The sequence below is a fragment of the Mycobacterium sp. NGS22 genome (assembly GCF_059813095.1).
This window is the reverse complement of the sequence record NZ_JCALDY010000006.1, coordinates 42,217-66,689: the sequence shown is the minus strand read 5'-3', so window position 1 is coordinate 66,689 and position 24,473 is coordinate 42,217. Positions and strand designations below refer to the sequence as shown.

The window sequence follows — 24,473 nt, the reverse complement described above, 5'->3', positions numbered from 1 at the left end:
ACTTAGCGCTGTGACCTCTACCGAATCAGATTTCCGGGGAGATTGACAGGTCGTCGTGCCTACTCGTCATAGGTGACCTCGACCGTGTCGGTTTCCGGATGAGCCTGACAGGCCAGGATCAGACCCTCGTCGAGATCCTCCTGCTCGAGCACGTCGTTGATCTCCATCGTGACCTTGCCGCCACGCAGCGTGGTGGCGCACGCGCCGCAGTGACCTTCCCGGCAGGAGAACGGCGCATCGAGCCCCTTGGCCAGCAACACGTCGAGCAACTTCGCGCTGCGCGGCCACGAGACGGTATGGGTCTCCCCGTCCAGTTCGACCACCGCGGTGGCCGGTCCCGCCTCGTCGTCGTCGCTGTCGTCGATCGTGACGGCGGCGAACGGGTCGGACTCCAGCGACTTGAACACCTCGATATGCACTTGCTGCACCGGCACTTTCAGCGCATCCAGCGCCTGTCGCGCCGCCTCCATGAAAGGTCCGGGTCCGCAGATGAACGCGGGCCGGTCGGTGAAGGGCGCGGCGAGGTGAGCCAATGCGGCGGCACTGGGCAGGCCCTGTAAAGACTCCAGCCAGTGCACCACCGTGAACCGGTCGGGATATTTGGTGGCCAGGTCCTGCAATGCGTCGCGGAAGATCACCGAGCGGTCGTCGCGGTTGGCGTAGACCAGCGTCACCTGCCCGCTGCCCTCGGCCAGCGCCGACTTGCAGATGGACATGATCGGAGTGATTCCGCTGCCGGCGGCCAGCAGCAGGAAGTCGCCGTCCAGGGTCTTGGGCACGAAGGTACCCGACGGCGCCAGCAGATGGATACGCATGCCTTGGTGCGCGTTGTCGCACAGCCAGTTGGAGGCGTACCCGTCCGCGGTGCGTTTGACGGTGACGGTCAACGCGTCGTCGGTGAACGGCGAACTGCACAACGAGTAACACCGCGCCACCGACCCGGTGCGGTCGCTGGGCACCCGCAAGGTCAAAAACTGACCGGGCGCGTAGCGTAGCCGTTCCGGCGGGATGGACGCACCGTCGGGCACTGCGAACACCAGCGACCGCGCATCGTCGGTCTCGGCGACGACTTCGGCGATCTGCAGCTCCAGGACATGGTCGCCGAGCGGTTCGTCCGGTGCTTGGTCCAGATCCGCCTGGGTCAAGGCCCGCCCTCTCTTCCATCTCAACTAGAACATGTTATAGAAAACCCGATTGGCATCTCTACCAGCCGCAGGAATACCCTGCTCGACACAAATCGGAACGTGTTCTAGTCTTTCCCTAAGTCAGCCGCATCGGTTCTCGACTCAGCCCGCACTCCCACAGGAGGCAAACCTAAGTGACCACCATTCAACAGCGTGATGCGCAGCAGGTGTTAGCTGCCATCGACGATCTGCTGCCGCGGATCCGTGAGCGCGCTCAGGCAACCGAGGATCTGCGCCGGCTGCCGGACGAAACGGTGCAGGAACTCGACGAGGTTGGCTTCTTCACCCTGCTGCAGCCCGAGCAGTGGGGCGGCCTGCAATGCGACCCCACCCTGTTCTACGAGGCCGTACGCCGCATCGCCAGCGCCTGCGGTTCCACCGGCTGGGTCAGCTCCATCCTGGGTGTGCACAACTGGCACCTGGCGCTGTTCGACCAGCAGGCCCAGGAAGAGGTGTGGGGAGAGGACACCAAGACGCGGATCTCGTCGTCGTACGCGCCGATGGGCGCCGGTGTCGTCGCCGACGGCGGCTACCTGGTGAACGGGGCATGGCAGTGGTCGTCCGGATGTGACCACGCCACCTGGGCGTTTCTGGGCGGCCCGGTGATCAAGGACGGCCGCCCGGTCGACTTCGGCAGCTTCCTGATCCCGCGCAGCGAGTACCAGATCGACGACGTGTGGCACGTGGTCGGGCTGAAGGGCACCGGCAGCAACACCGTGGTGGTCAAGGACGTGTTCGTGCCCCGGCACCGGTTCCTGTCGTACAAGGCGATGAACGACGGCACCGCCGGCGGGTATGAGCGCAACACCGCCCCGGTTTACAAGATGCCTTGGGGCACAATGCATCCCACCACCATCTCGGCGCCGATCGTCGGCATGGCCTACGGCGCTTACGACGCCCACGTCGAGCACCAGGGCAAGCGGGTGCGTGCGGCGTTCGCCGGGGAGAAATCCAAGGACGACCCGTTCGCCAAGGTGCGCATCGCCGAGGCGGCCAGCGACATCGACGCTGCCTGGCGGCAACTGATCGGCAATGTCGGCGACGAGTACGCGCTGCTGTCGGCCGGCCAGGAGATCCCGTTCGACCTGCGTGCCCGCGCCCGTCGCGACCAGGTGCGCGCCACCGGGCGATCGATCTCCTCGATAGACCGGCTGTTCGAGGCGTCCGGCGCCACCGCGTTGGGCATCGAGCAACCGGTGCAACGCTTTTGGCGTGACGCGCACGCGGGCCGGGTGCACGCCGCGAACGACCCGGAACGGGCCTACCAGATCTTCGGGAACCACGCGTTCGGGTTGCCGCCCGGCGACACCATGGTCTAGGCCATGACCGCCACCGAGGAACTCACCTTCGAATCCACCTCGCGTTTTGCAGAAGTCGACGTCGACGGACCGCTGAAACTGCACTACCACGAGGCGGGCATCGGCAACGCCCCCACGGTGGTGCTGCTGCACGGCGGCGGTCCGGGCGCGTCGAGCTGGACGAACTTCTCGCGCAACATTGCGGTGCTGGCCGAGCGGTTCCATGTGCTGGCGGTGGACCAGCCCGGATACGGGCACTCCGACAAGCGCGCCGAACACGGACAGTTCAACCGCTATGCGGCCCGGGCGCTCAAGGGGCTTTTCGACCAGCTCGGGCTCAAACGTGCTCCGCTGGTGGGCAATTCACTGGGCGGCGGCACCGCGGTGCGGTTCGCGCTGGACTACCCGGACCTGGCCGGGCGGCTGGTGTTGATGGGCCCGGGCGGGCTGAGCGTCAATCTGTTCGCCCCGGACCCGACCGAGGGTGTCAAACGCCTGGGGAAGTTCTCGATGGAGCCGACCCGGGACAACCTGGAAGCGTTCCTGCGGGTCATGGTCTACGACCAGAAGCTGATCACCCCCGAACTGATCGACCAGCGGTTCGAGTTGGCCAGCACGCCGGAGTCGCTCACGGCGACCCGCGCGATGGGAATGTCGTTCTCCGGAGCCGACTTCGAGCTCGGCATGATGTGGCGCGAGGTGTACAAGCTGCGTCAGCCGGTGCTGCTGATCTGGGGCCGCGAGGATCGGGTCAACCCGCTCGACGGTGCGCTCGTGGCGCTCAAGACCATCCCCAGGGCCCAGCTGCACGTGTTCGGGCAATGCGGGCACTGGGCCCAGGTGGAGAAGTTCGACGAGTTCAACAAGCTGACCATCGATTTCGTAGGAGGTGCGAGATGAGCATCCGTTCCCTGGGTTATCTGCGCATCGAGGCCACCGACATGGCCGCCTGGCGCGAGTACGGGCTCAAGGTCCTGGGCATGGTCGAGGGTAAGGGCACCGTCGAGGGTGCCCTGTATCTGCGCATGGACGACTTCCCGGCCCGGCTGGTCGTCGTCCCCGGCGAGCACGACCGGCTCTCGGAGGCCGGCTGGGAGTGTGCGAATGCCGAAGGGCTGCAAGAGATCCGGAATCGGCTCGAAGTCGAGGGCACGCCGTACAAGGAGGCGACCGCCGCCGAGTTGGCCGACCGTCGCGTCGACGAGATGATCCGGTTCTCCGACCCGTCGGGCAACTGCCTGGAGGTCTTCCACGGCGTCGCACTGGAGCATCGCCGGGTGGTCAGCCCCTACGGACACAAATTCGTCACCGGTGAGCAGGGGCTGGGACACGTGGTGCTGACGACCCGTGACGACGCGGAAACGTTGCACTTCTACCGGGACGTCCTGGGCTTCACGTTGCGCGATTCCATGCGGCTGCCCCCACAACTCGTGGGCCGACCCGCCGACGGAGCGCCGGCCTGGTTGAGGTTCTTGGGCTGCAACCCTCGTCACCACAGTCTGGCCTTCATGCCCGGACAGACCCCCAGTGGCATCGTGCACCTGATGGTCGAGGTGGAGAACGCCGACGACGTCGGTTTGTGCCTGGACCGCGCGCTGCGCAAGAAGGTGCCGATGTCGGCGACGCTGGGCCGGCACGTCAACGATCTGATGCTGTCCTTCTACATGAAGACGCCGGGTGGCTTCGACGTCGAATTCGGTTGTGAAGGAAGGCAAGTCGCCGACGACGACTGGATCGCCCGGGAAAGCACGGCGGTCAGTCTGTGGGGCCACGACTTCTCGGTCGGCTTCAAGAGCTGACCGTGGCTGCCCCGCCTCTCGATCCGCGCACGTTCCGCAGCGTGCTCGGTCAGTTCTGCACCGGGATCACCATCATCACCACCGTGCACGACGACGTGCCGATCGGTTTCGCGTGTCAGTCGTTCGCGGCGTTGTCGTTGGACCCACCGCTGGTGCTGTTCTGCCCGACCAAGGTGTCGCGGTCCTGGCAGGCGATCGAGGCGAGCGGGCGGTTCTGCGTCAACGTGCTTACCGAGAAACAGCAGCACGTCTCGGCGCGGTTCGGGTCCAAGGAACCCGACAAGTTCGCCGGGATCGATTGGCGGCCTTCCCAACTCGGTTCGCCGATCATCGAAGGCTCACTGGCCTACATCGACTGCACGGTGGCATCGGTGCACGAGGGTGGCGACCACTTCGTGGTGTTCGGTGCGGTCGACTCGCTGTCCGACTTGCCCAAGATCAAGCCGCGTCCGCTGCTGTTCTATCGCGGCGAATACACCGGCATCGAACCGGACAAGAACACCCCGGCTCAGTGGCGCGACGACCTGGAGGCGTTTCTCACCACCACCACCCAGGACACCTGGCTGTAAACGAATTCGACACGCAAAGTCGAAACACCGATTCGGTGTAAAGCAATTTGACTTTCAAGGCCGACAAGCCGCCCGCGTCGAAGACGGTGTCTCGCAGGCGCTCAATACAAGTACATCGAACCAGCTGGTGCCGCCGCCCGCCGGGGGGCGGTAGCCGGGCCGGAACACGGGGTAACGCTGCTGCGAAAGGAGTTGGAGGGAGTTTCGCAGCAGCGTTACGGGTTCGTGCCGGTCTCAGGTACGCGCTCCGCGGGAGTGGTCGTCGTCGCGGTAGTTCCCTGACTCGGTGCCCCGTCCCCCGTCGGTCACGGTGTCGGCGCCTTCCGCCCGGTCCGCGGAATCCACTTTGTCCGTCGGGTGCAGATCTTCGGCACGCTGCCATTGCTCGTCGAGCTTCTCGCGCGAGGTGGCTGCTTCGCTTTGATGCGCTGCGGCGCGGTCCTGCAACCGGGCCGCTTCGGCGGCTTTCGCCTCGGCCTCGGCCTGGGCGGCGCGTGCCCTGGCCGCGGTCTCGTCGGCCAGCGCCTCACGGCGTTCGACACGGGCCTGTTCGAGCTTGGCCTGCTCGCGTATCTCTTCGGCCTGTTGAATCCGCTTGCGGCGTTTGCTCCGGTTGGCGAGCATGGCCAGCGCGGCGATCACGGCGATGACCACCAGCGCGGCGATCACGATCCAGACGACGTTGTCGGTACTCATGATGAGCTCCATCGATTCTTCGGTTTGCGGCTGTGCGGTAGCCGTGTCTGTATCGAGTCCCCACATTCGACAGAGATAAAACAAGCGAGTCGGGTCAGAATGGCTGCTATGGCTCTGGATCTCAGCGCATACTTCGACCGCATCGGCTACCACGGGCCGGTAGAACCGACCCTGGATGTCCTGCAGGCACTGATAACGGCCCACTCTCGGACCATCCCCTTCGAGAACATCGACCCGATGTTGGGCGTGCCCGTCGACGACCTGAGCCCAGAGGGATTGGCCGACAAGCTGATTCACCGAAGGCGGGGCGGCTACTGCTACGAACAGAACGGGTTGATGGGTTATGTGCTGGCCGAACTCGGCTTCCAGGTGCGCCGGTTGGCCGGCCGGGTGGTCTGGTCGCTGTCGCCGCAAGCGCCGACACCGGCGGAGACGCACACGGTGCTCGCCGTGACGTTTCCGGGCAGTGCAGGTCCGTATCTGGTCGACGTCGGATTCGGCGGCCAGACACCGACGTCGCCGTTGCGCCTGCAGACCGGCGGCGTGCAGCAGACCGCCCACGAGCCGTATCGCCTGGAGGACCACGGCGACGGGCTGGTCCTGCAAGCCCAGATCCGCGGTGAGTGGCAAGCGCTCTATGAGTTCACCACGGTGACCCGCCCGCAGATCGACCTGACGGTGGGCAGTTGGTATGTCTCGACGCACCCGTCGTCGCACTTCGTCACCGACCTGATGGTGGCACTGGTCACCGAGGACGGGCGGATGAACCTGGCCGGACGCAACCTCGTCATCCACCGCGCCGACGGCAGCGAGAAGGTCGTACTGGACGACGCGGCCGCGGTGGTCGCCGCCCTCGACGAGCGGTTCGGGATCAACCTGGCCGATGTCGACCGCGCTGCGCTCGAAGCGCTACTGGCGAGGCAGCCACGCACCGATCCGGCGTAGCGCCTCTTCGATGTCACCCGTCGGCCCGGCGAACGACAGCCGGACATAGGAGTGGCCGCGCGCGGGGTCGAAGTCGATGCCCGGTGCAATGGCAACGCCGGTGTCGCGCAACAACTGCGAGCAGAACCCCAGCGAGTCGCTGGTGAAGTCGGAGACGTCGGCGTAGACGTAGAACGCGCCGTCGGTGGGCGCCAGTCGTTCGACGCCGATGCCGCGCAGCCCGTCCAGCAGCAACGCGCGGTTGACCGAATAGTGCTTCAGGTTGGCCTCGGCCTCGGCGGTCGATTCCGGGGTGAACGCTGACACCGCGGCAACCTGCGACAGCACCGGGGGGCAGATGGTGAAGTTGCCGGTCAGGCAGTCCACCGCGCGGCGCAACTCGGTGGGCACCACCAGCCAGCCCAGCCGCCAACCCGTCATCGCGTAGTACTTGGAGAAGCTGTTGACCAGCACCGCGTTTCGCGAGGTCTGCCAGGCGCAGCTGGTCGGCGGCGCTTGGTCGTAGACCAAGCCGTGGTAGACCTCGTCGCTGATCAGCCGCACACCGCTGTCGTCGCACCACTGCGCGATGGCCGCGAGTTCCTCCGGCGGGATGACGGTGCCGGTCGGGTTGGCCGGGCTGGCGACGATGACGCCCTGCACCGGCGGGTCGAGTTCGGCCAGCAGCTGCGCGGTGGGCTGGAACCTGGTCTCCGGGCCGCACGGGATCTCGACCACCTCACATCCCAACGCCGACAGGATGTTCCGGTAACAGGGGTAGCCGGGACTGGCCATCGCGACCCGGTCGCCCACGTCGAAGCACGCCAGAAATGCCAGCAGAAATCCCCCGGAGGACCCGGTGGTCACGACCACGGCATCGGGTTCGACGGAAATACCATGCTGGCGTTCATAGTTCGCGGCGATCGCGGCCCGCAGCTCCGGAATGCCCAGTGCCACGGTGTAACCGAGTTCGTTGAGATGCAGCGCCGAAGCGGCGGCGGCGCGCACCGGCTCCGGCGCACCGACGCTCGGCTGACCCGCGGACAGGTTCACCAGGTCGCCGTGGGTGCGTTGGCGTTCCGCGGCCGCCAGCCAGACATCCATCACATAGAACGGGGGGATGCCTGCGCGCAGTGCGACGTGACCGGTCACGGGGTCGGCAGCACCTCAGCTTCCAGCCGGCGCAGCACGTCTCGGGTGGAGTCGAGCAACTGCGCGCTGCCGTGGGCGCGCTTGAAGTACAGGTGCATGTCGTGTTCCCAGGTGATCGCGATGCCCCCGTGCAGCTGAATAGCCTCGGCTGCAACGACATTCAGCGCTTCGGTGGCGGCCAGTCGCGCAGTGGCGGCATTGACGGGTCCGGGTTGGTCGCACGCGTCGTCGACGACGGCCCGGGCCGCGGCAACTGCGACATACAGATCGGCCATCCGGTGCTTGAGCGCCTGGAAGCTGCCGATGGGGCGGCCGAACTGCACCCGGCTCTTGGCGTACTCGACGGTGAGGTCCAGGCAGCGTTCGGCGGCGCCGATCTGCTCGGCGGCCAACAGAATCGCCGCGAAGTCCGCCAGGCCGGGGTCGTCGCCCAACGGTTCGGTGTCTTCGGCGCGGACCCGCGCCAGCCGGCGGGTCAGGTCCATGGCGGCGACGGGCTCGGCGCTGAATCGGGTCCATCTGCTCAGCTGACCGTCGGTGGCAGCCACGACGACGTCGGCGATGTCGCCATTGATCACGTAGTCCGGGTCGAGCACCAGCGCTCCGATCGAGCTGCCTTCGGCCAGAGCCTCCAGCGCCGCGCCGTCGGGTTCGGGTGCGGCCAGCAACGCGAGTTCGGCGAGCGTGGTGCCCAGTAGGGGAGACGGGACCAAACCGCGGCCCAGCTCCCGCAAAACCGTTGCCGCGTCGGCCAGTTCACCACCGGCTCCGCCGAGCTCCTCGGGTACCACCAGCGCGGCCGCACCGACCTGCTCGCACAGCAGCCGCCACAGCGACTCGTCGTAGCCGCGTTCGGACTCGATCGCCGCACGCACGGCAGCGGGGCCGGCGTGCTTGGTCACCAGCGCGGCCACGCTGTCGCGCAGCATCTCCCGTTCTTCGGTGGACGTCATAGCGCCTCCAGTACTCGTCGCCGATGCTGCTCCGGTGTACCCCAGGCCGAACGCAGCGCCTGCACCCGCAGCAGCAGCAGCGACAGGTCGTGCTCCTGAGTGAAACCGATCGCCCCGTGCGTCTGCAACGCAGAACGTGCGGCCAGCAGACCCGCCTCGGCGGCCGCGGCTTTGGCCGCGCTCACATCCCGCGCGTCCAGTGTCAACGCCGCGCCGTACACCAGCGGCCGGGCCAGTTCGATCGCGATGTGCACGTCGGCCAGTTTGTGCTTGATCGCCTGGTATGAGCCGATGACCCTGCCGAACTGGGAGCGGTGCTTGGCGTAGTCGACGCTGCCGGTCAGCAGGGCTTCGGCCGCCCCGACGAGCTGTGCGGCGGTGGCCAGTGCGCCGAACTGGTAGGCGCGCGCGGTGTCGGCCTGCCAGGTGTCCCCGGTTGCCGTCACGTCGAAGAGCCGACGGCTGGGGTCGACGGACTCGTGACGCTCACCCGGGGTCGCTTCGCTGACACCTTCCGGACCGGCCAGCAATACCAGTCCGGCGACGTCGGCGTCCAACGCCCGGGGAATATCCGGTGGTAGCGCGAGGGTGGCGATCAGCTCGCCGGACGCCAGAGCACCGCTACGGTCGTCGTCAGCGAGCAGAACCGGTGCGACGGCGATGGATTCGGTGACCGGGCCGGGCACACACCAGCGACCGAGGCGCTCGAGGGCAACCACCAGATCGACCGGCGAGGCGTCGATGCCGTCGAACTTTTCCGACACCATCAGCGCCGTGACGCCGAGGTCGGCCAGTTGCTCCCACACCTTGCGACCGGGTGCGTTGTCTCCGGCGGCCCAGGCACGAACCGCGCCGGGCAGATCGGCGGCGCCCAGCGCCGCGTCGATACTGGCAGCGAAATCACGCTGCTGTTCGTCTAATGCGAAGTCCATTACCGCTTCTCCCGGGGCAGGCCGAGCAGTCGTTCGGAGATGATGTTGCGCTGAATCTCGTTGGTACCGGCGTAGATCGGTCCGCCCAGCGCGAACAGCAGGCCGTCGGTCCAGGGTCCGGCGAGCTCGCCGTCGGCGCCGCGGATATCCAGCGCGGTCTGGTGCAGTGCCACGTCCAGATCAGACCAGAACACCTTGGTGACCGAGGATTCCGCGCCGAGTTCACCGCCGCCGGCCAGCCGGGTGACGGTGCCGAAGGTCTGCAACCGGTAGGCCTGCGCCTTGATCCAGCCGTCGGCGACCCGGTCGGCGAACTCCGGCGGCGAACCGGCGTCCTTCCAGAGCTGCACCAGCCGCTCGGCGGCGGCCAGGAAACGAGCCGGGCTGCGCAGGGACATGCCGCGCTCGTTGCTTGAGGTGCTCATCGCCGCGCGCCACCCGTCGTTCGGGGCGCCGATCACGTCCTGGTCGGGAACGAAGACGTCGTCGAGGAAGATCTCGCCGAATCCGGTGTCACCGCCGAGCTGGACGATCGGGCGCACCGTGACACCCTTGGCTTTCAGGTCGAACATGAAGTAGGTCAAGCCTTGGTGGCGTTGGGATCCGGGGTCGGAGCGAAACAACCCGAAACCCATTTCGGCGAACGGCGCCCTCGAACTCCATATCTTCTGGCCGTTGAGCAGCCAGCCGCCGTCGGTCTGAGTCGCGGTGGAGCGCAGCGACGCCAGGTCGCTGCCGGACTCCGGTTCCGACCAGGCCTGGGCCCAGATCTGTTCACCGCTGGCCATTTTCGGCAGGATACGGTCCAGCTGCTCCTCGGTACCGTGCGAGAACAGGGTGGGGGCCAGCATCGAGGTGCCGTTGGCGCTGGCCCGACCGGGCGCCCCGGCCCGGAAGTATTCCTCCTCGTAGACCACCCAGTGCAGCAGCGGAGCATCCCGGCCGCCGTACTTCTCCGGCCAGGTGATCACCGACAGACCGGCGTCGAACAGGACCTTGTCCCAGTCACGGTGCTGGGCAAAGCCTTCGGCGTTGTCGTAGGACTTCGTCGGGATCGTGCCCCGGTTGGCTTCGAGGAACTCGCGCACCTCGGACTGGAAGGCCAACGTCTCTTCGTCGAAATGTAGATCCATCAAGCCAACTCTCGCAGTTGTGGTTTGACCACCTTGCCGCCGGGATTGCGCGGCAACGCGTCGACGAACCGCACCGAACGGGGTGCTTTGAAGTTCGCCAAATGCTCACGGGTGTAAGCGATTACCGATTCCTCGTCCAACTCGGCACCGGGCCGGGTGACGACGAACGCGCGGCCCACCTCGCCCAGCCGCTGGTCGGGGACTCCGATCACCGCGGCATCGGCGATTCCGTTCATCCGGGCCAGCACCTGCTCGATTTCGGCGGGGTAGACGTTGAAGCCGCCGCAGATGTACATGTCCTTGAGCCGGTCGGTGATCCGCAGGTTGCCTGCGGCGTCGACGGTGCCGATGTCGCCGGTGTGCAACCATCCGTCGGTGTCGATCGCGGCGGCGGTCGCCTGCGGGTCGTCGAGATAGCCCAACATGACGTTGGGTCCGCGCAGCAGCACCTCACCGTCATCCCCGATGCGCAGTTCGAAGTCGGCGAACGGGCGTCCGCAGGTGGTCGCGACCGTCACCGCGTCGTCCTCGGGCCGGCACGCCGTTCCCATCCCGTTGGCCTCGGTCAGGCCGTAGGCGGTCAGCACGATGTCGATGTCGAGTTCGGACTGCATGCGCTCCACCAAGACCACCGGCACGGTGGCCGCGCCGGTCACCGCGAACCGCAGCGAGCTCAGGTCGTAGTCGCCGCGGGCCGGGTGGTCGAGCAGGGTCTGATAGATGGTGGGCGGCCCGGGCAGCACGGTGATGCGGTGCTGCTCGATGGCCTGCAGCGTGCGCAGCGGATCGAAGGTCAGGTGCGGGATCAGCGTCGCGCCGGTCTGCAGGCAGGCCAGGATGCCGGCCTTGTAGCCGAAGTTGTGGAAGAACGGGTTGATGCACAGGTAGCGGTCGTCGCTGGTGATCTTGCCGTTGGCGGCCCAGGCCGCCGAGGCGGACAGCGACTGCCGGTGCGCGCACAGCACGCCTTTGCTGCGGCCGGTGGTGCCGGAGGTGAACAGGATGTCGCTGACGTCGTCGGGGGTGACCGCGGCGGCACGCTCGCGCACGGTCTGGGCGGCCGCGGGATCGTCGCCTCGGGCGATGAACTCGTCCCAGTTCCCGTCGCGTTCGTCGATGCCGATCCGCACGATGTGCCGCAGCGCGGGCAGGGCGGCGCGGTCCAGGTCCGCGGTCCGGTCGGCGCCCAGGAAGCGGCCCGCGGCGAACAGCACCGGCGCATCGGTGCGCGCGATGATGTCGGCGGCTTCGGCTGCGGTATAGCGCGTGTTCAGCGGCACCATGGCCGCGCCGACGTGGTGGATGGCCAGGCACGCGACCACCCAGTGCCAGGTGTTGGGCGACCAGATGGCGACCCGCTGTTGCGGTTCGACGCCGAGGCTGACCAGTGCGGCGGCGGCGCGGTGCACCTCGTCGCGCAGGGTGGTGGCGGTGAAGCTGCGCTCCTCGGTGATCAGGGCGGCGTGATCGGGGTGGCGGCGCGCGAATTGATCCAGCGCCGCGGGAACGGTGCGGGGATCGGTGGTCACGGGGATACTCCTAACAAAGCAAGTGCTTGGTAGGTTAGCCTACAGGTCATGCAGGACGTCGAAGAGTTCCGGGCAGAGGTCCGTCAGTGGCTCGCCGACAATCTGGTCGGCGACTTCGCAGCACTCAAGGGTCTGGGCGGGCCCGGACGCGAGCACGAAGCGTTCGAAGAACGCCGGGCCTGGAACCAGCACCTCGCCAGAGCCGGGCTGACCTGTCTGGGCTGGCCGGTTGAACACGGCGGACGCGGACTTTCCACCGCGCACCGGGTGGCCTTCTACGAGGAATACGCGCTGGCCGACGCCCCGGACAAGGTCAACCACTTCGGCGAGGAGCTACTCGGGCCGACGCTGATCGCTTACGGGACACCCGAGCAGCAGCAGCGTTTCCTGCCGCGCATCCTCGACGTCACCGAGCTGTGGTGCCAGGGATATTCCGAACCCGGCGCCGGCAGTGACCTCGCCAACGTCTCCACCACCGCCGAGCTGGACGGTGACGAGTGGGTGATCAATGGGCAGAAGGTGTGGACGTCGCTGGCACATTTGTCGCAGTGGTGTTTCGTCGTCGCGCGCACCGAGAAGGGTTCCAAGCGGCACGCCGGGCTGTCGTATCTGCTGGTGCCACTGGACCAACCCGGTGTCGAGGTGCGTCCGATCATCCAGATCACCGGCACCGCGGAGTTCAACGAGGTGTTCTTCGACGACGCCCGCACCGAAGCCTCGCTGGTGGTCGGCCAGCCCGGCGACGGTTGGCGGGTGGCGATGGGAACGCTGACCTTCGAGCGGGGTGTTTCCACGCTGGGGCAGCAGATCGTCTATGCCCGTGAGCTTTCCAACTTGGCCGACCTCGCCCGGCGCACCGGCGCGGCCGAAGACCCGGCCATTCGGGAACGGCTGACCCGGGCCTGGACCGGGTTGCGGGCGATGCGTTCGTATGCGTTGGCGACGATGGATGTCGAGCAGCCGGGCCAGGACAACGTGTCGAAGTTGTTGTGGGCCAACTGGCATCGCAGTCTGGGCGAGCTGGCGATGGATGTGCTGGGCAAGCCGGGACTGACGCTGACCGACGGCGATTTCGACGAATGGCAGCGGTTGTTCCTGTTCACCCGCGCCGACACCATCTACGGCGGGTCGAATGAGATCCAGCGCAACATCATCGCCGAGCGGGTGCTCGGCCTGCCTCGGGAGGTCAAGGGATGAGCTTGTCGGAAGCGCCGAAAGAGATTGCCGGACACGGTCTTCTGGACGGCAAGGTGGTGGTGGTGACGGCGGCGGCCGGCACCGGGATCGGTTCGTCCACCGCTCGTAGGGCCCTGGCCGAGGGTGCCGATGTGCTGGTGTCCGACCACCACGAACGACGGTTGGGTGAGACGGCTGCGGAGTTGGCGGCGCTCGGACAGGGCCGGGTGGAGAGCGTGGTATGCGACGTGACTTCCACCGCGCAGGTCGACGCGCTGATATCCACCGCCACAGCACGATTCGGCCGGTTGGACGTGCTGGTCAACAACGCGGGCCTGGGCGGTCAGACGCCGGTTGCTGACATGACCGACGAAGAGTGGGACCGCGTCCTGGACGTGTCGTTGACGTCGGTGTTCCGCGCCACCCGGGCCGCGCTGCGGTACTTCCGGGACGCCCCGCACGGCGGGGTGATCGTCAACAATGCCAGCGTCCTGGGCTGGCGGGCCCAGCACTCGCAGTCGCACTACGCCGCCGCCAAGGCCGGCGTGATGGCGTTGACGCGTTGCAGCGCAATCGAAGCCGCGGAATACGGAGTGCGGATCAACGCTGTGTCACCCAGCATCGCGCGGCACAAATTCCTGGACAAGACGTCGTCTTCGGAGTTGCTGGACCGGCTATCGGCCGGTGAGGCGTTCGGGCGGGCCGCCGAACCGTGGGAGGTGGCGGCCACCATCGCGTTCCTGGCCAGTGACTACGCCAGTTACCTGACCGGAGAAGTGATTTCGGTGTCCAGCCAGCACCCGTAGGGTTTTGATTGAGCGGCTGAAAGGCTGCTGGCCTAGGGGTAGGTGCGAAGTCGAATTTTTCAGGAAAGCGCGGATTGTAGGCTGAATAGTCCTGAAATCGCCGTGCCTACGTTGAATAAACCAGAATTCAATCCGCTAACTGTGACGGCAGGGGGGAAGGGCGGCAAGCTCTTCGGGACGCCAGTGTTGAAAAAGCCCGACATCATGCTGTTCAAACTGTTCGCGCCACCCACCGTATTTCCGAACCCTGAAACCCCGTACGCATTGGGACCGGACAGCGAATTATTGAAGCCGGAGACGAAGCCACCCGAGTTGTTGAAGCCAGAGCTGAATGTGCCGGGCACATCGGTGCTAGAGCCGATCGCAGTGTTGAAGTCTCCGGCATTCCAGAAACCCGTATTGGTGTTTCCCGAATTCCCGGAGAACGTGTTGTAGGTACCCGAGTTGTGCATGCCGGTATTCCACCCGCCAGAGTTTCCGAACCCGGTGTTTCCCGGCCCCGCATTCGCAAGGCCCGTGTTCAGGGCACCCGCATTGCCGAAGCCGAAGTTTCCGACGCCCGAATTCCCGAAGCCAATCGCCCCCGTTCCCGAGTTGCCCAAGCCCAGGCTATTGAGGCCGCCGGTAAGGGTGTTGGCGCCTGAACTGAAGAAGCCGATGTTGCCGTCGCCGGAGTTGAAGAACCCGATGTTGTTACTACCCGAGTTGCCGAAGCCGATGTTGTTGGTGCCGGAGTTCAGTCCGTCGAAGTGGAATTGACCCGACGCCAGGTCATAGTGAGCGCCGCCGACGCCGATCAGATTGTTTCCGGTGAGTCCGAATCCGATGTTGTTGTTCCCGGTGTTACCGGCACCTTGGTTTCCGTTACCGCTGTTCCCTAACCCAAAATTATTATTACCACTGTTGCCCAGGCCTACGTTGTTACTGCCCAGCGTGGGCTGGCTAAACAAGCCACCGCTGCTTCCTAAGCCCCCATTTCCGAAGCCGACGTTGCCGTAGCCGACATTCCCAGCGCCTCGGTTATCGCTGCCAATGTTGCCACTGCCGACATTGTCGTTGCCGAAGTTGCCGCTGCCGATGTTGCCTGAACCGAGGTTGCCGTTACCGAAGTTGCCAGGCCCGGTAAAGCTGTTGTTGCCGTTCCCGATATTGCCGCCGCCAAGGTTCCCGATACCAAAATTCGGGTCGCCCGGGGCGGCTGATCCGATTCCGCTGACGAATTGTCCGATACCGGGTAGGCCCCTTAATGTCTGCTGCCACGAGGACAATTGCGTTGCCGCTGCAGACGCCAAACCGTGATAGTTAACCAGGGCGGCCACATCTGCGGCCCAGAATTCTTCGTAGATATTTTCCGCTGCGGCGATCGCAGGTGCGTTCAGTCCGAAGAAGTTTGATCGGACCAGCTGCACGAATGCGTTGCGGTTTGCCGCGACGACCTCCGGGTGGATTGTCGCAGCCTTGGCCGCTTCGAATGCTCCGGCTATGGCCTGGGCTGAGCCGGCAGCGTTGACTGCTCGCTCAGATGCGGCTTGCAAGAACGCCGAGTATGGCGCTGCCGCCGCGGACATCGCCTTGGCAGCCGGACCTTGCCACGCCTGGCTGGCCAGGTTGGTGGTCACTGAGGAGAACGAGTCGGCCGCCGAAGCCAATTCCTCGGCGAGTCCGGACCAGGCGGCCGACGCCTGCAGCAACGGCGCCGAACCTGCACCCAGGAACATCCGCAGGGAATTGATCTCTGGTGGAAGAGCAAAAAAACTCACAATGAACCCCCGATGATCCCCGTCGCTCGTCTCCCCGCGAGCTCGAACTTCATCAAAGGATAAGATCCGATGCCGCCGTGATGTGCAGTTTTTGCAGAACTTCCTGGACGAGAAAGCCCAGCACGAAAACCCCCACCTTGGCCGAGCAAGCGCTTGGTTGATACCCTGATGCAGTGGACCGAGTGACCGGTCAGGCAAACAGCCGCCGAGACGAGTTGTTGGAACTCGCCGCGGTGATGTTCGCCGAGCGCGGGTTGCGCGCCACTACGGTACGTGACATCGCCGACGGCGCCGGCATCCTGTCGGGCAGCCTGTACCACCACTTCGCGTCCAAAGAGGAGATGGTCGACGAGTTGCTGCGCGGGTTCCTGGACTGGCTCTTCAGCCGTTACCGCGAGATCGTCGACAGTCAAACCAATCCGCTGGAACGGCTCAAGGGCCTGTTCATGACGTCGTTCGAGGCCATCGAGCACCGGCACGCGCAAGTCGTCATCTATCAGGATGAGGCGCAACGACTTTCGTCGCAGCCGCGGTTCTCCTACATCGAAGACCTGAACAAGCAGCAGCGGAAAATGTGGGTCGACGTCCTGCACCAGGGCATCGAGGAGGGCTACTTCCGGCCCGATCTGGACGTCGACCTGGTCTACCGCTTCATCCGAGACACCACGTGGGTGTCGGTGCGCTGGTATCAACCCGGCGGACCGCTCACCGCGCACGAGGTCGGTCAGAAATACCTCGCCATCGTGCTGGGCGGGATCGCAAAAGAAGGAGTCTGAAAATGCCGGAAGCGTACGTCATCGACGCTGTGCGGACCGCGGTTGGCAAGCGCGGCGGCGCGCTGGCCGGGGTACACCCCGTCGACCTGGGCGCGCTGGGCTGGCGCGGGTTGTTCGACCGCAACGACGTCGATCCGGGTGCGGTCGACGACGTGATCGCGGGTTGTGTCGACGCCATCGGCGGCCAAGCCGGCAACATCGCCCGGCTGTCGTGGTTGGCTGCCGGCTACCCCGAAGAGGTGCCCGGCGTCACCGTCGACCGGCAGTGCGGCTCCAGCCAACAAGCGGTTTCGTTTGGCGCACAGGCGATCTTGTCGGGAACCGCCGACCTGATTGTGGCCGGCGGCATGCAGAACATGAGTCAGATTCCGATCTCGTCGGCGATGACCGTCGGCGAGCAGTTCGGCTTCACCTCGCCGACCAGCGAATCCAAGCAGTGGCTCCACCGCTACGGCGACCAGGAGATCTCGCAGTTCCGCGGCTCGGAGCTGATCGCCGAGAAGTGGAACCTGTCGCGCGAAGAGATGGAACGCTACTCGCTGACCAGCCATGAGCGCGCCTTCGCCGCCATCCGCGGCGGCAACTTCGACAACGAAATCCTCACCGTGGAAACCGAAACCGGGCCGTTCCGGGTCGATGAGGGGCCGCGCGAATCGTCCCTGGAGAAGATGGCCGGCCTCAAGCCCCTGGTCGAAGGTGGCCGGTTGACGGCGGCGATGGCCAGCCAGATCTCCGACGGAGCGTCGGCGGTGTTGCTGGCCTCCGAGCAGGCGGTCAAGGATCACGGACTGACCCCCCGGGCCCGCATCCATCACATCAGTGCCCGGGCCGCCGACCCGGTGTTCATGCTGACCGGTCCCATTCCGGCCACCCGCTACGCGCTGGAGAAGACCGGCCTGTCCATTGACGACATCGACACCGTGGAGATCAACGAGGCATTCGCACCGGTAGTTCTGGCCTGGCTCAAGGAGATCAAGGCCGACCCGGAGAAGGTCAACCCGTCCGGCGGCGCTATCGCGCTCGGGCATCCGCTGGGCGCCACCGGAGCCAAACTGTTCACCACGATGCTGAACACGTTGGAGCGCACCGGGGGTCGCTATGGTCTGCAGACCATGTGCGAGGGTGGCGGCACCGCCAACGTCACCATCATCGAACGGCTCTGACCCCTCACCGCCGAGCGTGAATCTCCCGACGTCCACGCGGCGTGTCGGGTCGTAAACTTCACACTCGGGCGGGCCCCGCCGGGCGGCGGTTTAGGGGCTGTGGATCAGTGGTGACGAGCCGCCGCACATTGTTGGCAGCATGCCCGCATGGACTGGCCGTTTCTTGGCGCCGAAGCACTGGCCTGCGGGGTGATTCCAGAGCGGGCAATGCGACTGCTCTACGAACCCGTCTATCCCGGGGTGTACAGCCCGGCGGGTATCGAACTGACGGCGGTTCAGCGTGCCGAGGCGGCTTGGCTATGGTCGCGCCGGCGTGCGGTCGTTGCCGGCAACTCGGCGGCGGCACTGCTCGGTACGAAGTGGGTCAGCTCGAAGCTTGATGCGGAATTGGTCCACGACAACCGAAAACCACCGGCCCGCATCACTGTTCATTCGGACAGGTTGGCGCTCCACGAGACGATGACCAGGGCGGGGATTCCGGTGACCAGCCCGGCGCGCACCGCCTTCGATATCGGACGACGAACCACCGTCCGGTTACACGCCGTCCAGCGACTCGACGCGTTGGCGAACGCGACCGACGTCAAGATCGCCGACATCGAAGCCGTGATCTCCGAACATCGCGGTGTGCGCGGGCTGACCAGGCTGCGACGGGTGTTGCCGCTTGTCGACGGGGGTGCGGAATCGCCCCAGGAGACGCGGCTCCGATTGGTGTTAATCGATGCGGGCCTGCCGAAACCGCAGACGCAGATCAGGGTTTACGACGAATACGGGGATTTCGTCGCCCGCGTCGATATGGGCTATCGGGAGTTTCGGGTCGCCGTTGAATACGACGGGCCGCAACACTGGACGGAGCCCGACCAGCAGGCCCGCGATATCGAGCGGCAAGTCGCGTTGACGGAGCTCGGGTGGACAGTCATCAGGGTCAGTCGTGATCTCCTGCGTTACCGGCAGGGCACCATCATCTCCCGCGTCTACCGGGCGATGCACGCCGCCGGATGGCAGGCATCACAACGAGTGTGAACGGCGCGACACCGAATCGGCGTGTCGCGTCGTGTAATTCACGTTCGGCCGGGAAGGAAATCAAGCGTCGAAGTCGACCGCCACGAACGGCGTCGTCGGATGCGACTGGCACGTCAGAATGTAGCCGGCGTCGAGTTCGGCCTGCCCCAGCGCGAAGTTGTGATCCATCTCCACCTGCCCCTCGACCAGCCGCGCCCGGCACGTCCCGCACGCCCCGCCCATGCAGGCGTACGGCGCGTCGTCGCGCACCTGCAGCGTGCCTTCCAGAATCGAGTCGCCGGGGGCCAGGTCGTAGCTGTACTGCTCGCCGGACAGCGTGAAAGTCACTGTCGCCGAGCCGTATTCGTGTTCGGCCGGCGATGCGGTGCCGAAGCCGTGGAACAGTTCGAGGTGGATCCGTTCGGAGTCCACGCAATGCTCGAGCAGCACCTCACGGACCGTCGTCGTCATCTCCATCGGTCCGCAGATGAACCACTCGTCAACGGCATCCGGCTGCAGGTTTCCGGTCAGCCACAGGTTGAGCTTGTCGCGGTCGATGCGGCCGCGCAGTGCGGGCGTGTGCATCGACTCACCCGACAGCACGTGCAGGATCTCCAGCCGGTCGGCATAGCGCGCCTCCAGCCGATCCAGCTCGGCGCGGAACATCGTCGATTCCTTGGTGCGGTTGCCGTAGATCAGCGTGAACCGGCTTTCGGTCTCGACCTCGAGGGTCGTCGCGAGGATGGACAGCACCGGCGTGATCCCGCTGCCGGCCACCAGGCCCACGTAGTGCTTGCGGTGCAACGGATTCAACGCCGTGCCGAACCGCCCGGTGGGTGTCATCAGCTCCAGGACGTCACCGGCCTGCAACCGCTCGGCCACGAACGTCGAGAACGCCCCGCCGCCAATGTGTTTGACCGCGATGCGCAACTGGGCACGGGTCGCGGCGGCGCAGATCGAGTAGTTACGGCGTACCCCCTGACCGCCCAGGTCGGTGCGCACCGTCACGTGCTGGCCCGGCTCGAACCGGAACGCGTCCCGCAATGCTTCCGGCACGGCGAAGGTGACCAGGGTGCTGTCGGCGGTGATCGGATCGACGGAGGCCACCGGGATGCGGTGGAACACCCCGTGCGGAGAGCTGGACCGGCTCGGCATCCGCACCGGCAGCAATTTCGCCAGCCGGCCGTTCAGTTCCTTCCACTCCCGGAACTCGTCCGGATTCAGCTGCTGACCGAAGACCGTGGAGATCGCCGCGTTGCGTTCCAGGTAAGCCTCTTCGTTGCGCTTCCACGTGCGCACGTAGCGGTAGAACGGCACCGACGGGTGCAGGTGGTGCACCAGGTGGTAGTTCTGCGACAGCAGCACCGGGGTGAACAACCATTCGGCGCCGACCCGGTTGCGGGTGGCACGGTAGCGGTTGGTGCGCTGGGTGTCGGCCAGTCCGTGGTGCGGCAGCCAGTCGAACCACCACGCCAGGACGGTGAGCCCGATGCGCTGCGGGATCAGGAAGACGACGGCTAGTGCCCAGAAGTTTCCGGTGACGATCGCGACCACCAGCCCGGTCACGCTCAAAGCCATCATCACCAGCGTCTCGGCGACCTCGCCGACCGGCCGGCTGCGCGCCCGCGGCAGGTAGTACCGCAGATAGAAGTACTCGACCAGCGACCACCGCAGCGGCAGCTGCCACCACTTGCCGTGCGAAGCGAAGGTGTCGGGGTCCTGATCGTCGTCGTTGGAGTGCCGGTGATGCTGGATGTGGATGTAGCCGAACGACGGGAAGGCGACCACCGGACCGACGAAGAGCCAAGCGAGCCGTCCCATCAGCCCGTTCACCCAGCGCGTCGAGCTGATCGAGTAGTGCGACGCGTCGTGCACGACGGTGAACATCACGAATGTCACCGCCGCGTTGACCGGGATGGTCACCCACCAGGGCGCCCAGCCGTGCAGATAACCGACGGTCGCCACCACGAACGAGGTCAGTGCGGCGAAAAAGACTCCGACTGTGGGCAGCGCCAGCTTGGGTACCGCTTCACCCGGGTCGGGCAGCGCGTGGTGGGTAGCTTCTGGGGCCGCTGGTTCCATCTCGACGGTCGCCATAGCTGCGATAGCGTAGCCTATTTGACACGCGCCACTCACTCGACCAGCGCAGATGCCTTTTGTAAATGCGTGATCGCGTCGCGCACGATCGTGTCGATCAGCTCCGCACAGGACGGCAGGTCGTCCAAGATCCCGGCCACTTGCCCCGATGCCAGCACCCCGGCTTCAGTGTTGCCCTCGACCAGCCCGGCCTTGAGCAGCATCGGGGTGTTGGCCGCCATCACCACCTGAGACCAGGTGAGTTCCTTGCCGTGGCGCATGGCCAGCCCGTCCTGGATCATCGAGCGCCAGGTCATCTGCGACATCTGCTTGAACTTCCCCGCATTACGCACTGCCGCGGTGAAACCCCTTGCCCGCGAGCCGCTTTCAAGCTTCTCGACGAGTCCGGTGCGCAGCACCCGGTGCGGCATGCCATCGACCCGCGTGGTGACTACGGTGCCGTCCAGCGCGGACTCCAGGTACCGCTGCTTGACGGCGTCGGGGACGGTGGAGTCCGAGGTGAGCAGGAACCGGGTGCCCATGGCGACCCCGGCGGCACCGTAGGAAAGCGCAGCGGCCAGACCGCGTCCGTCGAAGAACCCGCCCGCGGCGATCACCGGGATCCCGCTGTCCTTCACAGCATCCAGCACCGACGGCAGCAGCAGCGTGGTCGCGACGGGACCGGTGTGCCCGCCGCCCTCCCCACCCTGCACGATCATCGCGTCCGCACCCCAGGCGGCGACCTTGCGTGCGTGCTTGGCGGCGCCGATCGACGGAACCACCACGGCGCCGGCTTCTTTCAGCCGGGCGATCAGCTCCTGTTTGGGCGCCAACGCGAACGAGGCCACCTTGACACCTTCACGGATCATCAGCTCGACCCGATCGCCGGCGTCGGCCGCGTCGGCGCGCATGTTCACCCCGAACGGCTTGTCGGTGGCAGCCTTGACCTTCTTGATCGCCACAGCCAGTTCGTCCAGCGTCATGGTCGCCGACGCCAGGATGCCCAACCCGCCGGCATTGGCCGTCGCCGAAACCAGCCGCGCACCGGCCACCCAACCCATCCCGGTCTGCACCACCGGATGCTCGATGCCGACCAGCTCGGTCAGCGGGGTACGCAGCCTCACTGCCGGATCTCTCTGTCGCGCAGCGCCTTCGGGTCGATGACCTCGCGGATCAGGCGGAGTTCGTCGTCGCTCGGCAGCCTGGACTCGCCGGCCTCATCGAGCCCGTGCACCTCGAACGAAGTCGCCTCCCGTACCTCGTCGGGGGCAACGCCGGGGTGCAGGCTCAACGCGCGCATGGTGCCGTCCGGTCCACCGAAGTCGAACACACCGAGGTTGGACACCACCCGGTAGACGTTGACGAACCGGAACGCCGGGTTGCTCGCGTCGACCTTGTCGTAGCCGATGCCGGAGACGACGTCGACCGTATCGGTGAAGACCCGCTTGGAGTGATTGCCGACCCAGTAGCTGGTCGCATGGTTGATGGTGTTGCCGGGCGAGCCGCGGACGCCGAACATCTGCCGGGTCGGCTGTTGCAGCGGCCCGAACGCCGAGATGTTCTGATTGCCGTAGCGGTCAACCTGATTGGCGCCCATGACGACGTGCCGCCGGCCCCAGGCCAGGGTCTCGAAGACCCGGCCGAACGGCATCCAGCCCTCGATGGCACCCGTCTTGCCCAACGGCGGGGTGTCGGCCAGCAGCTGGGCTTCGCCGTCGGTGAGCAGGATGTCGGGGGAGAAGGTCAGCCGCGCCAGCCGGGCGCCCACCGACGCCATGTTGGTCATCGGGCTGATCATGATCTCGCCTGCGTCGCGGAACAATTCGGCGCACGCGATCGCGCAGACCTCGGCTCGGGTGGTGCTCACTTGCCCGCCTCCTCACCGAACTTGCGTACCGCCGCCTGGTAGTCCTCTTCGCTGCCGGACAGGTAGGTCTGCACGAACTGCTGCCAGCCCTCGTCGGTCGAGGCGGCCTCGGCGTAGTGTCGCTGGAACTTCTCGTCCCGTCCGTAATCGGGTGCGGCGGTGGTGAAGTGGGCACCGCCCGGCGCTTCCACGACACCGTCGACCATCATTCGGTTGATCAACAGTGCCTGCGGCGGAACGGCTTTGACCAGTTCTTCGGTGGACACCACGCGTTCCACCGACAGGAAGCGCTGCTGCGCGGCCATCAGGAACAGGTCGTCGAAGTACGGGTCGATGCCGGTGTAGGCCGCATTGCCCGCTGCGTCACCGAGATTGAGGTGCGCAAAGGCGACGTCCAAGGTCAGCGCGGGCATGGCGATCAGCGTCTCGTGCCCGCTGCCCGCCGACGGATACGGGCTGGTGACGGTCTGCAGTTCACCTTCCCAGAAGTCGAGCACCGAGCTGCCCAACCCGGCGCGGATCGGCAGGAACGGCAGCCGCTGGGCCGCCGCCTGCAATCCGCAACGCAGCATGCCTTCGTCCATCTCGCGGGCCTCGATGGCGCCGGTGGTACGCGCCTTGGCGAACCACGGGTCGTAGAACGGCGGGGAGTCCAGCGAGACGAACCCGTAGTAGACGCGCTTCACCTTGCCGGCCGAGCACAGCAGGCCCAGGTCGGGTCCGCCGTAGGTGACGACGGTGAGGTCGGTGACGTCGGTGCGCAGCAGGGCGCGGACGAAGGCCATCGGCTTGCGCCGGGATCCCCAGCCGGCGATGCCGACGGTCATGCCGCTTTCGACCTGCGCGACGGCCTCGTCCAGGGTGGTGCGTTTGTCGCTCACTTCTTGCCCTTCGCCGTGCCGGCGAACGCGTCGCGGTGCTCGTCGGCGACGCCGGCGAGGTTGAGTTCGAAGGTAAACCCTTGCTCCATGCGGTAACTCGAGTTGACCCGTTGCACGTCGATGAGGTTCAGCGCCTCCTTGGCCGCGCGGATGACGCGGGTGTCCTTGGTGGCGATGTCGCGGGCCACCCGCAGGGCGGCTTCGTCCAACTCGGAGCGCGGCACCACCTCGTGCACCGACCCGAAGTGGTGCAGGGTGGCGGCGTCCACGGTGGCCGCGGTGAAGAACAGTCGCCGCATCAGGTGCTGGGGCACCAGGCGGGACAGGTGGGTGGCCGCGCCGAGCGCACCGCGTTCGACCTCCGGCAGACCGAAGGTGGCGTCGTCGGAGGCGACGATCACGTCGGAGTTGCCGACCAGGCCGATGCCGCCGCCGACGCAGAATCCGTTCACCGCGGCGATCACCGGCACCGCGCATTCGTAGACCGCGCGGAATGCGGCGAAGCAGCCCCGGTTGGCGTCGATCAGCGCGGTGAAACCCTCGGTACGCTGCATTTCCTTGATGTCCACGCCGGCGTTGAAGCCCCGGCCCTCCGCCCGCAGGATCACCGCGTGGGTCTCGAGATCGGCGCCCGCGGCCGTGATCGCGTCGGCCAGTTCGAACCATCCTTTCGACGGGATGGCGTTGACGGGCGGGTAGTCGACCGTGACGGCGACTATGCCCGGTTCGAGGGTAGAAGAGGTGATCGTCATGGCACTTCCTGCTGGGGTCGATTACCTAAGCAAGCACTTGCTTGGTAC

23 protein-coding genes are annotated in these 24,473 nt (G+C 66.2%); 10 read left to right on the top strand and 13 right to left on the bottom strand.

The window, feature by feature from the left end; translation table 11 throughout:
• Positions 1-59: 59 nt before the first annotated feature.
• Complete coding sequence (locus AC5Y47_RS07255; RefSeq protein ID WP_499943418.1) at positions 60-1,145, bottom strand: 2Fe-2S iron-sulfur cluster-binding protein; 1,086 nt, start codon at positions 1,143-1,145, stop codon at positions 60-62.
• Between the two features lie 173 nt (positions 1,146-1,318).
• Between AC5Y47_RS07255 and hsaA the strand changes: the two genes are divergently transcribed.
• The 4 genes from hsaA to hsaB are packed head-to-tail and all read left to right on the top strand — an operon-like array spanning position 1,319 to position 4,850.
• Positions 1,319-2,503, top strand: a complete 1,185-nt coding sequence (gene hsaA / locus AC5Y47_RS07250; protein ID WP_499943236.1) for a 3-hydroxy-9,10-secoandrosta-1,3,5(10)-triene-9,17-dione monooxygenase oxygenase subunit — start codon at positions 1,319-1,321, stop codon at positions 2,501-2,503.
• 3 nt (positions 2,504-2,506) lie between these two features.
• A complete protein-coding gene (hsaD, locus tag AC5Y47_RS07245) occupies positions 2,507-3,382 on the top strand; it encodes a 4,5:9,10-diseco-3-hydroxy-5,9,17-trioxoandrosta-1(10),2-diene-4-oate hydrolase (RefSeq protein WP_499943235.1) in 876 nt (291 codons plus the stop codon).
• Entirely contained in the window at positions 3,379-4,281 is a 903-nt protein-coding gene (gene hsaC / locus AC5Y47_RS07240) for an iron-dependent extradiol dioxygenase HsaC (RefSeq protein WP_499943234.1), read from the top strand. The genes hsaD and hsaC overlap by 4 nt, the downstream gene beginning before the upstream one ends.
• Before the next feature lie 2 nt (positions 4,282-4,283).
• Positions 4,284-4,850, top strand: a complete 567-nt coding sequence (gene hsaB, locus AC5Y47_RS07235; RefSeq protein ID WP_499943233.1) for a 3-hydroxy-9,10-secoandrosta-1,3,5(10)-triene-9,17-dione monooxygenase reductase subunit — start codon at positions 4,284-4,286, stop codon at positions 4,848-4,850.
• A 234-nt stretch (positions 4,851-5,084) separates the two neighbouring features.
• On the opposite strand, the gene AC5Y47_RS07230 is transcribed toward hsaB, so the two are convergent.
• Positions 5,085-5,546 (bottom strand): hypothetical protein, encoded by a 462-nt coding sequence (locus tag AC5Y47_RS07230; RefSeq protein ID WP_499943232.1) that lies wholly within the window; start codon positions 5,544-5,546, stop codon positions 5,085-5,087.
• Between the two features lie 108 nt (positions 5,547-5,654).
• On the opposite strand from AC5Y47_RS07230, the gene AC5Y47_RS07225 reads away from it, so the two are divergent.
• Positions 5,655-6,491, top strand: a complete 837-nt coding sequence (locus tag AC5Y47_RS07225; RefSeq protein ID WP_499943231.1) for an arylamine N-acetyltransferase family protein — start codon at positions 5,655-5,657, stop codon at positions 6,489-6,491.
• On the opposite strand, the gene AC5Y47_RS07220 is transcribed toward AC5Y47_RS07225, so the two are convergent.
• Genes AC5Y47_RS07220 through fadD3 form a run of 5 tightly spaced genes read right to left on the bottom strand, consistent with a single transcriptional unit; the run spans position 6,456 to position 12,169 of the window.
• The gene (locus tag AC5Y47_RS07220) at positions 6,456-7,622 is read right to left on the bottom strand and encodes a pyridoxal phosphate-dependent aminotransferase (protein ID WP_499943230.1); all 1,167 of its coding nucleotides are present in this window, start codon (positions 7,620-7,622) and stop codon (positions 6,456-6,458) included. The two genes, AC5Y47_RS07225 and AC5Y47_RS07220, sit on opposite strands and share 36 nt — an antisense overlap.
• A complete protein-coding gene (ipdE2, locus tag AC5Y47_RS07215) occupies positions 7,619-8,575 on the bottom strand; it encodes an acyl-CoA dehydrogenase IpdE2 (protein WP_499943229.1) in 957 nt (318 codons plus the stop codon). Before ipdE2 ends, AC5Y47_RS07220 begins: the two co-directional genes overlap by 4 nt.
• Positions 8,572-9,507, bottom strand: a complete 936-nt coding sequence (locus AC5Y47_RS07210; protein WP_499943228.1) for an acyl-CoA dehydrogenase family protein — start codon at positions 9,505-9,507, stop codon at positions 8,572-8,574. The genes ipdE2 and AC5Y47_RS07210 overlap by 4 nt, the downstream gene beginning before the upstream one ends.
• Positions 9,507-10,640 (bottom strand): acyl-CoA dehydrogenase family protein, encoded by a 1,134-nt coding sequence (locus AC5Y47_RS07205; protein ID WP_499943227.1) that lies wholly within the window; start codon positions 10,638-10,640, stop codon positions 9,507-9,509. Before AC5Y47_RS07205 ends, AC5Y47_RS07210 begins: the two co-directional genes overlap by 1 nt.
• Complete coding sequence (gene fadD3 / locus AC5Y47_RS07200) at positions 10,640-12,169, bottom strand: 3-((3aS,4S,7aS)-7a-methyl-1,5-dioxo-octahydro-1H-inden-4-yl)propanoate--CoA ligase FadD3 (RefSeq protein ID WP_499943226.1); 1,530 nt, start codon at positions 12,167-12,169, stop codon at positions 10,640-10,642. Before fadD3 ends, AC5Y47_RS07205 begins: the two co-directional genes overlap by 1 nt.
• A gap of 48 nt (positions 12,170-12,217) precedes the next feature.
• Here fadD3 and ipdE1 point away from each other — a divergent pair, with 48 nt between their 5' ends.
• On the top strand, positions 12,218-13,366 hold the full coding sequence (gene ipdE1, locus AC5Y47_RS07195; protein ID WP_499943225.1) for an acyl-CoA dehydrogenase IpdE1: 1,149 nt from the start codon (positions 12,218-12,220) through the stop codon (positions 13,364-13,366).
• A complete protein-coding gene (ipdF, locus tag AC5Y47_RS07190) occupies positions 13,363-14,151 on the top strand; it encodes a (5R,7aS)-5-hydroxy-7a-methyl-1-oxo-2,3,5,6,7,7a-hexahydro-1H-indene-carboxyl-CoA reductase (protein WP_499943224.1) in 789 nt (262 codons plus the stop codon). The genes ipdE1 and ipdF overlap by 4 nt, the downstream gene beginning before the upstream one ends.
• A gap of 59 nt (positions 14,152-14,210) precedes the next feature.
• Here the strand turns inward: ipdF and AC5Y47_RS07185 are convergent, their stop codons facing one another.
• The gene (locus AC5Y47_RS07185) at positions 14,211-15,914 is read right to left on the bottom strand and encodes a PPE family protein (protein ID WP_499943417.1); all 1,704 of its coding nucleotides are present in this window, start codon (positions 15,912-15,914) and stop codon (positions 14,211-14,213) included.
• A gap of 170 nt (positions 15,915-16,084) precedes the next feature.
• Between AC5Y47_RS07185 and kstR2 the strand changes: the two genes are divergently transcribed.
• The 3 genes from kstR2 (at position 16,085) to AC5Y47_RS07170 (ending at position 18,870) form a co-directional block, all read left to right on the top strand.
• A complete protein-coding gene (kstR2, locus tag AC5Y47_RS07180; RefSeq protein ID WP_499943223.1) occupies positions 16,085-16,687 on the top strand; it encodes a TetR family transcriptional regulator KstR2 in 603 nt (200 codons plus the stop codon).
• A 2-nt stretch (positions 16,688-16,689) separates the two neighbouring features.
• Positions 16,690-17,850 (top strand): steroid 3-ketoacyl-CoA thiolase FadA6, encoded by a 1,161-nt coding sequence (gene fadA6, locus AC5Y47_RS07175; RefSeq protein ID WP_499943222.1) that lies wholly within the window; start codon positions 16,690-16,692, stop codon positions 17,848-17,850.
• 147 nt (positions 17,851-17,997) lie between these two features.
• Entirely contained in the window at positions 17,998-18,870 is an 873-nt protein-coding gene (locus AC5Y47_RS07170; protein ID WP_499943221.1) for a DUF559 domain-containing protein, read from the top strand.
• 60 nt (positions 18,871-18,930) lie between these two features.
• Here AC5Y47_RS07170 and AC5Y47_RS07165 read toward each other — a convergent pair whose 3' ends face one another.
• From AC5Y47_RS07165 to echA20, 5 genes are read right to left on the bottom strand one after another with little or no spacing between them, the layout of a single operon-like run.
• Complete coding sequence (locus AC5Y47_RS07165; RefSeq protein ID WP_499943220.1) at positions 18,931-20,985, bottom strand: fatty acid desaturase; 2,055 nt, start codon at positions 20,983-20,985, stop codon at positions 18,931-18,933.
• Positions 20,982-22,049 (bottom strand): (3aS,4S,5R,7aS)-5-hydroxy-7a-methyl-1-oxo-octahydro-1H-indene-4-carboxyl-CoA dehydrogenase, encoded by a 1,068-nt coding sequence (ipdC, locus tag AC5Y47_RS07160; protein WP_499943219.1) that lies wholly within the window; start codon positions 22,047-22,049, stop codon positions 20,982-20,984. The genes AC5Y47_RS07165 and ipdC overlap by 4 nt, the downstream gene beginning before the upstream one ends.
• Entirely contained in the window at positions 22,046-22,792 is a 747-nt protein-coding gene (gene ipdB, locus AC5Y47_RS07155; RefSeq protein WP_499943218.1) for a cholesterol ring-cleaving hydrolase subunit IpdB, read from the bottom strand. The genes ipdC and ipdB overlap by 4 nt, the downstream gene beginning before the upstream one ends.
• The gene (gene ipdA / locus AC5Y47_RS07150; protein ID WP_499943217.1) at positions 22,789-23,673 is read right to left on the bottom strand and encodes a cholesterol ring-cleaving hydrolase subunit IpdA; all 885 of its coding nucleotides are present in this window, start codon (positions 23,671-23,673) and stop codon (positions 22,789-22,791) included. Before ipdA ends, ipdB begins: the two co-directional genes overlap by 4 nt.
• Complete coding sequence (echA20, locus tag AC5Y47_RS07145; protein WP_499943216.1) at positions 23,670-24,425, bottom strand: (7aS)-7a-methyl-1,5-dioxo-2,3,5,6,7,7a-hexahydro-1H-indene-carboxyl-CoA hydrolase; 756 nt, start codon at positions 24,423-24,425, stop codon at positions 23,670-23,672. Before echA20 ends, ipdA begins: the two co-directional genes overlap by 4 nt.
• Positions 24,426-24,473: the final 48 nt, after the last annotated feature.

What these genes read in the sequence shown, in the direction of transcription:
- hsaD (WP_499943235.1), top strand. Translation starts at nt 2,507, where the DNA reads ATGACCGCCACCGAGGAACTCACCTTCGAATCCACCTCGCGTTTTGCA.
- hsaC (WP_499943234.1), top strand. Translation starts at nt 3,379, where the DNA reads ATGAGCATCCGTTCCCTGGGTTATCTGCGCATCGAGGCCACCGACATG.
- AC5Y47_RS07230 (WP_499943232.1), bottom strand. Translation starts at nt 5,546, where the DNA reads ATGAGTACCGACAACGTCGTCTGGATCGTGATCGCCGCGCTGGTGGTC.
- AC5Y47_RS07225 (WP_499943231.1), top strand. Translation starts at nt 5,655, where the DNA reads ATGGCTCTGGATCTCAGCGCATACTTCGACCGCATCGGCTACCACGGG.
- ipdE2 (WP_499943229.1), bottom strand. Translation starts at nt 8,575, where the DNA reads ATGACGTCCACCGAAGAACGGGAGATGCTGCGCGACAGCGTGGCCGCG.
- AC5Y47_RS07210 (WP_499943228.1), bottom strand. Translation starts at nt 9,507, where the DNA reads ATGGACTTCGCATTAGACGAACAGCAGCGTGATTTCGCTGCCAGTATC.
- AC5Y47_RS07205 (WP_499943227.1), bottom strand. Translation starts at nt 10,640, where the DNA reads ATGGATCTACATTTCGACGAAGAGACGTTGGCCTTCCAGTCCGAGGTG.
- ipdE1 (WP_499943225.1), top strand. Translation starts at nt 12,218, where the DNA reads ATGCAGGACGTCGAAGAGTTCCGGGCAGAGGTCCGTCAGTGGCTCGCC.
- ipdF (WP_499943224.1), top strand. Translation starts at nt 13,363, where the DNA reads ATGAGCTTGTCGGAAGCGCCGAAAGAGATTGCCGGACACGGTCTTCTG.
- fadA6 (WP_499943222.1), top strand. Translation starts at nt 16,690, where the DNA reads ATGCCGGAAGCGTACGTCATCGACGCTGTGCGGACCGCGGTTGGCAAG.
- AC5Y47_RS07170 (WP_499943221.1), top strand. Translation starts at nt 17,998, where the DNA reads ATGGACTGGCCGTTTCTTGGCGCCGAAGCACTGGCCTGCGGGGTGATT.
- echA20 (WP_499943216.1), bottom strand. Translation starts at nt 24,425, where the DNA reads ATGACGATCACCTCTTCTACCCTCGAACCGGGCATAGTCGCCGTCACG.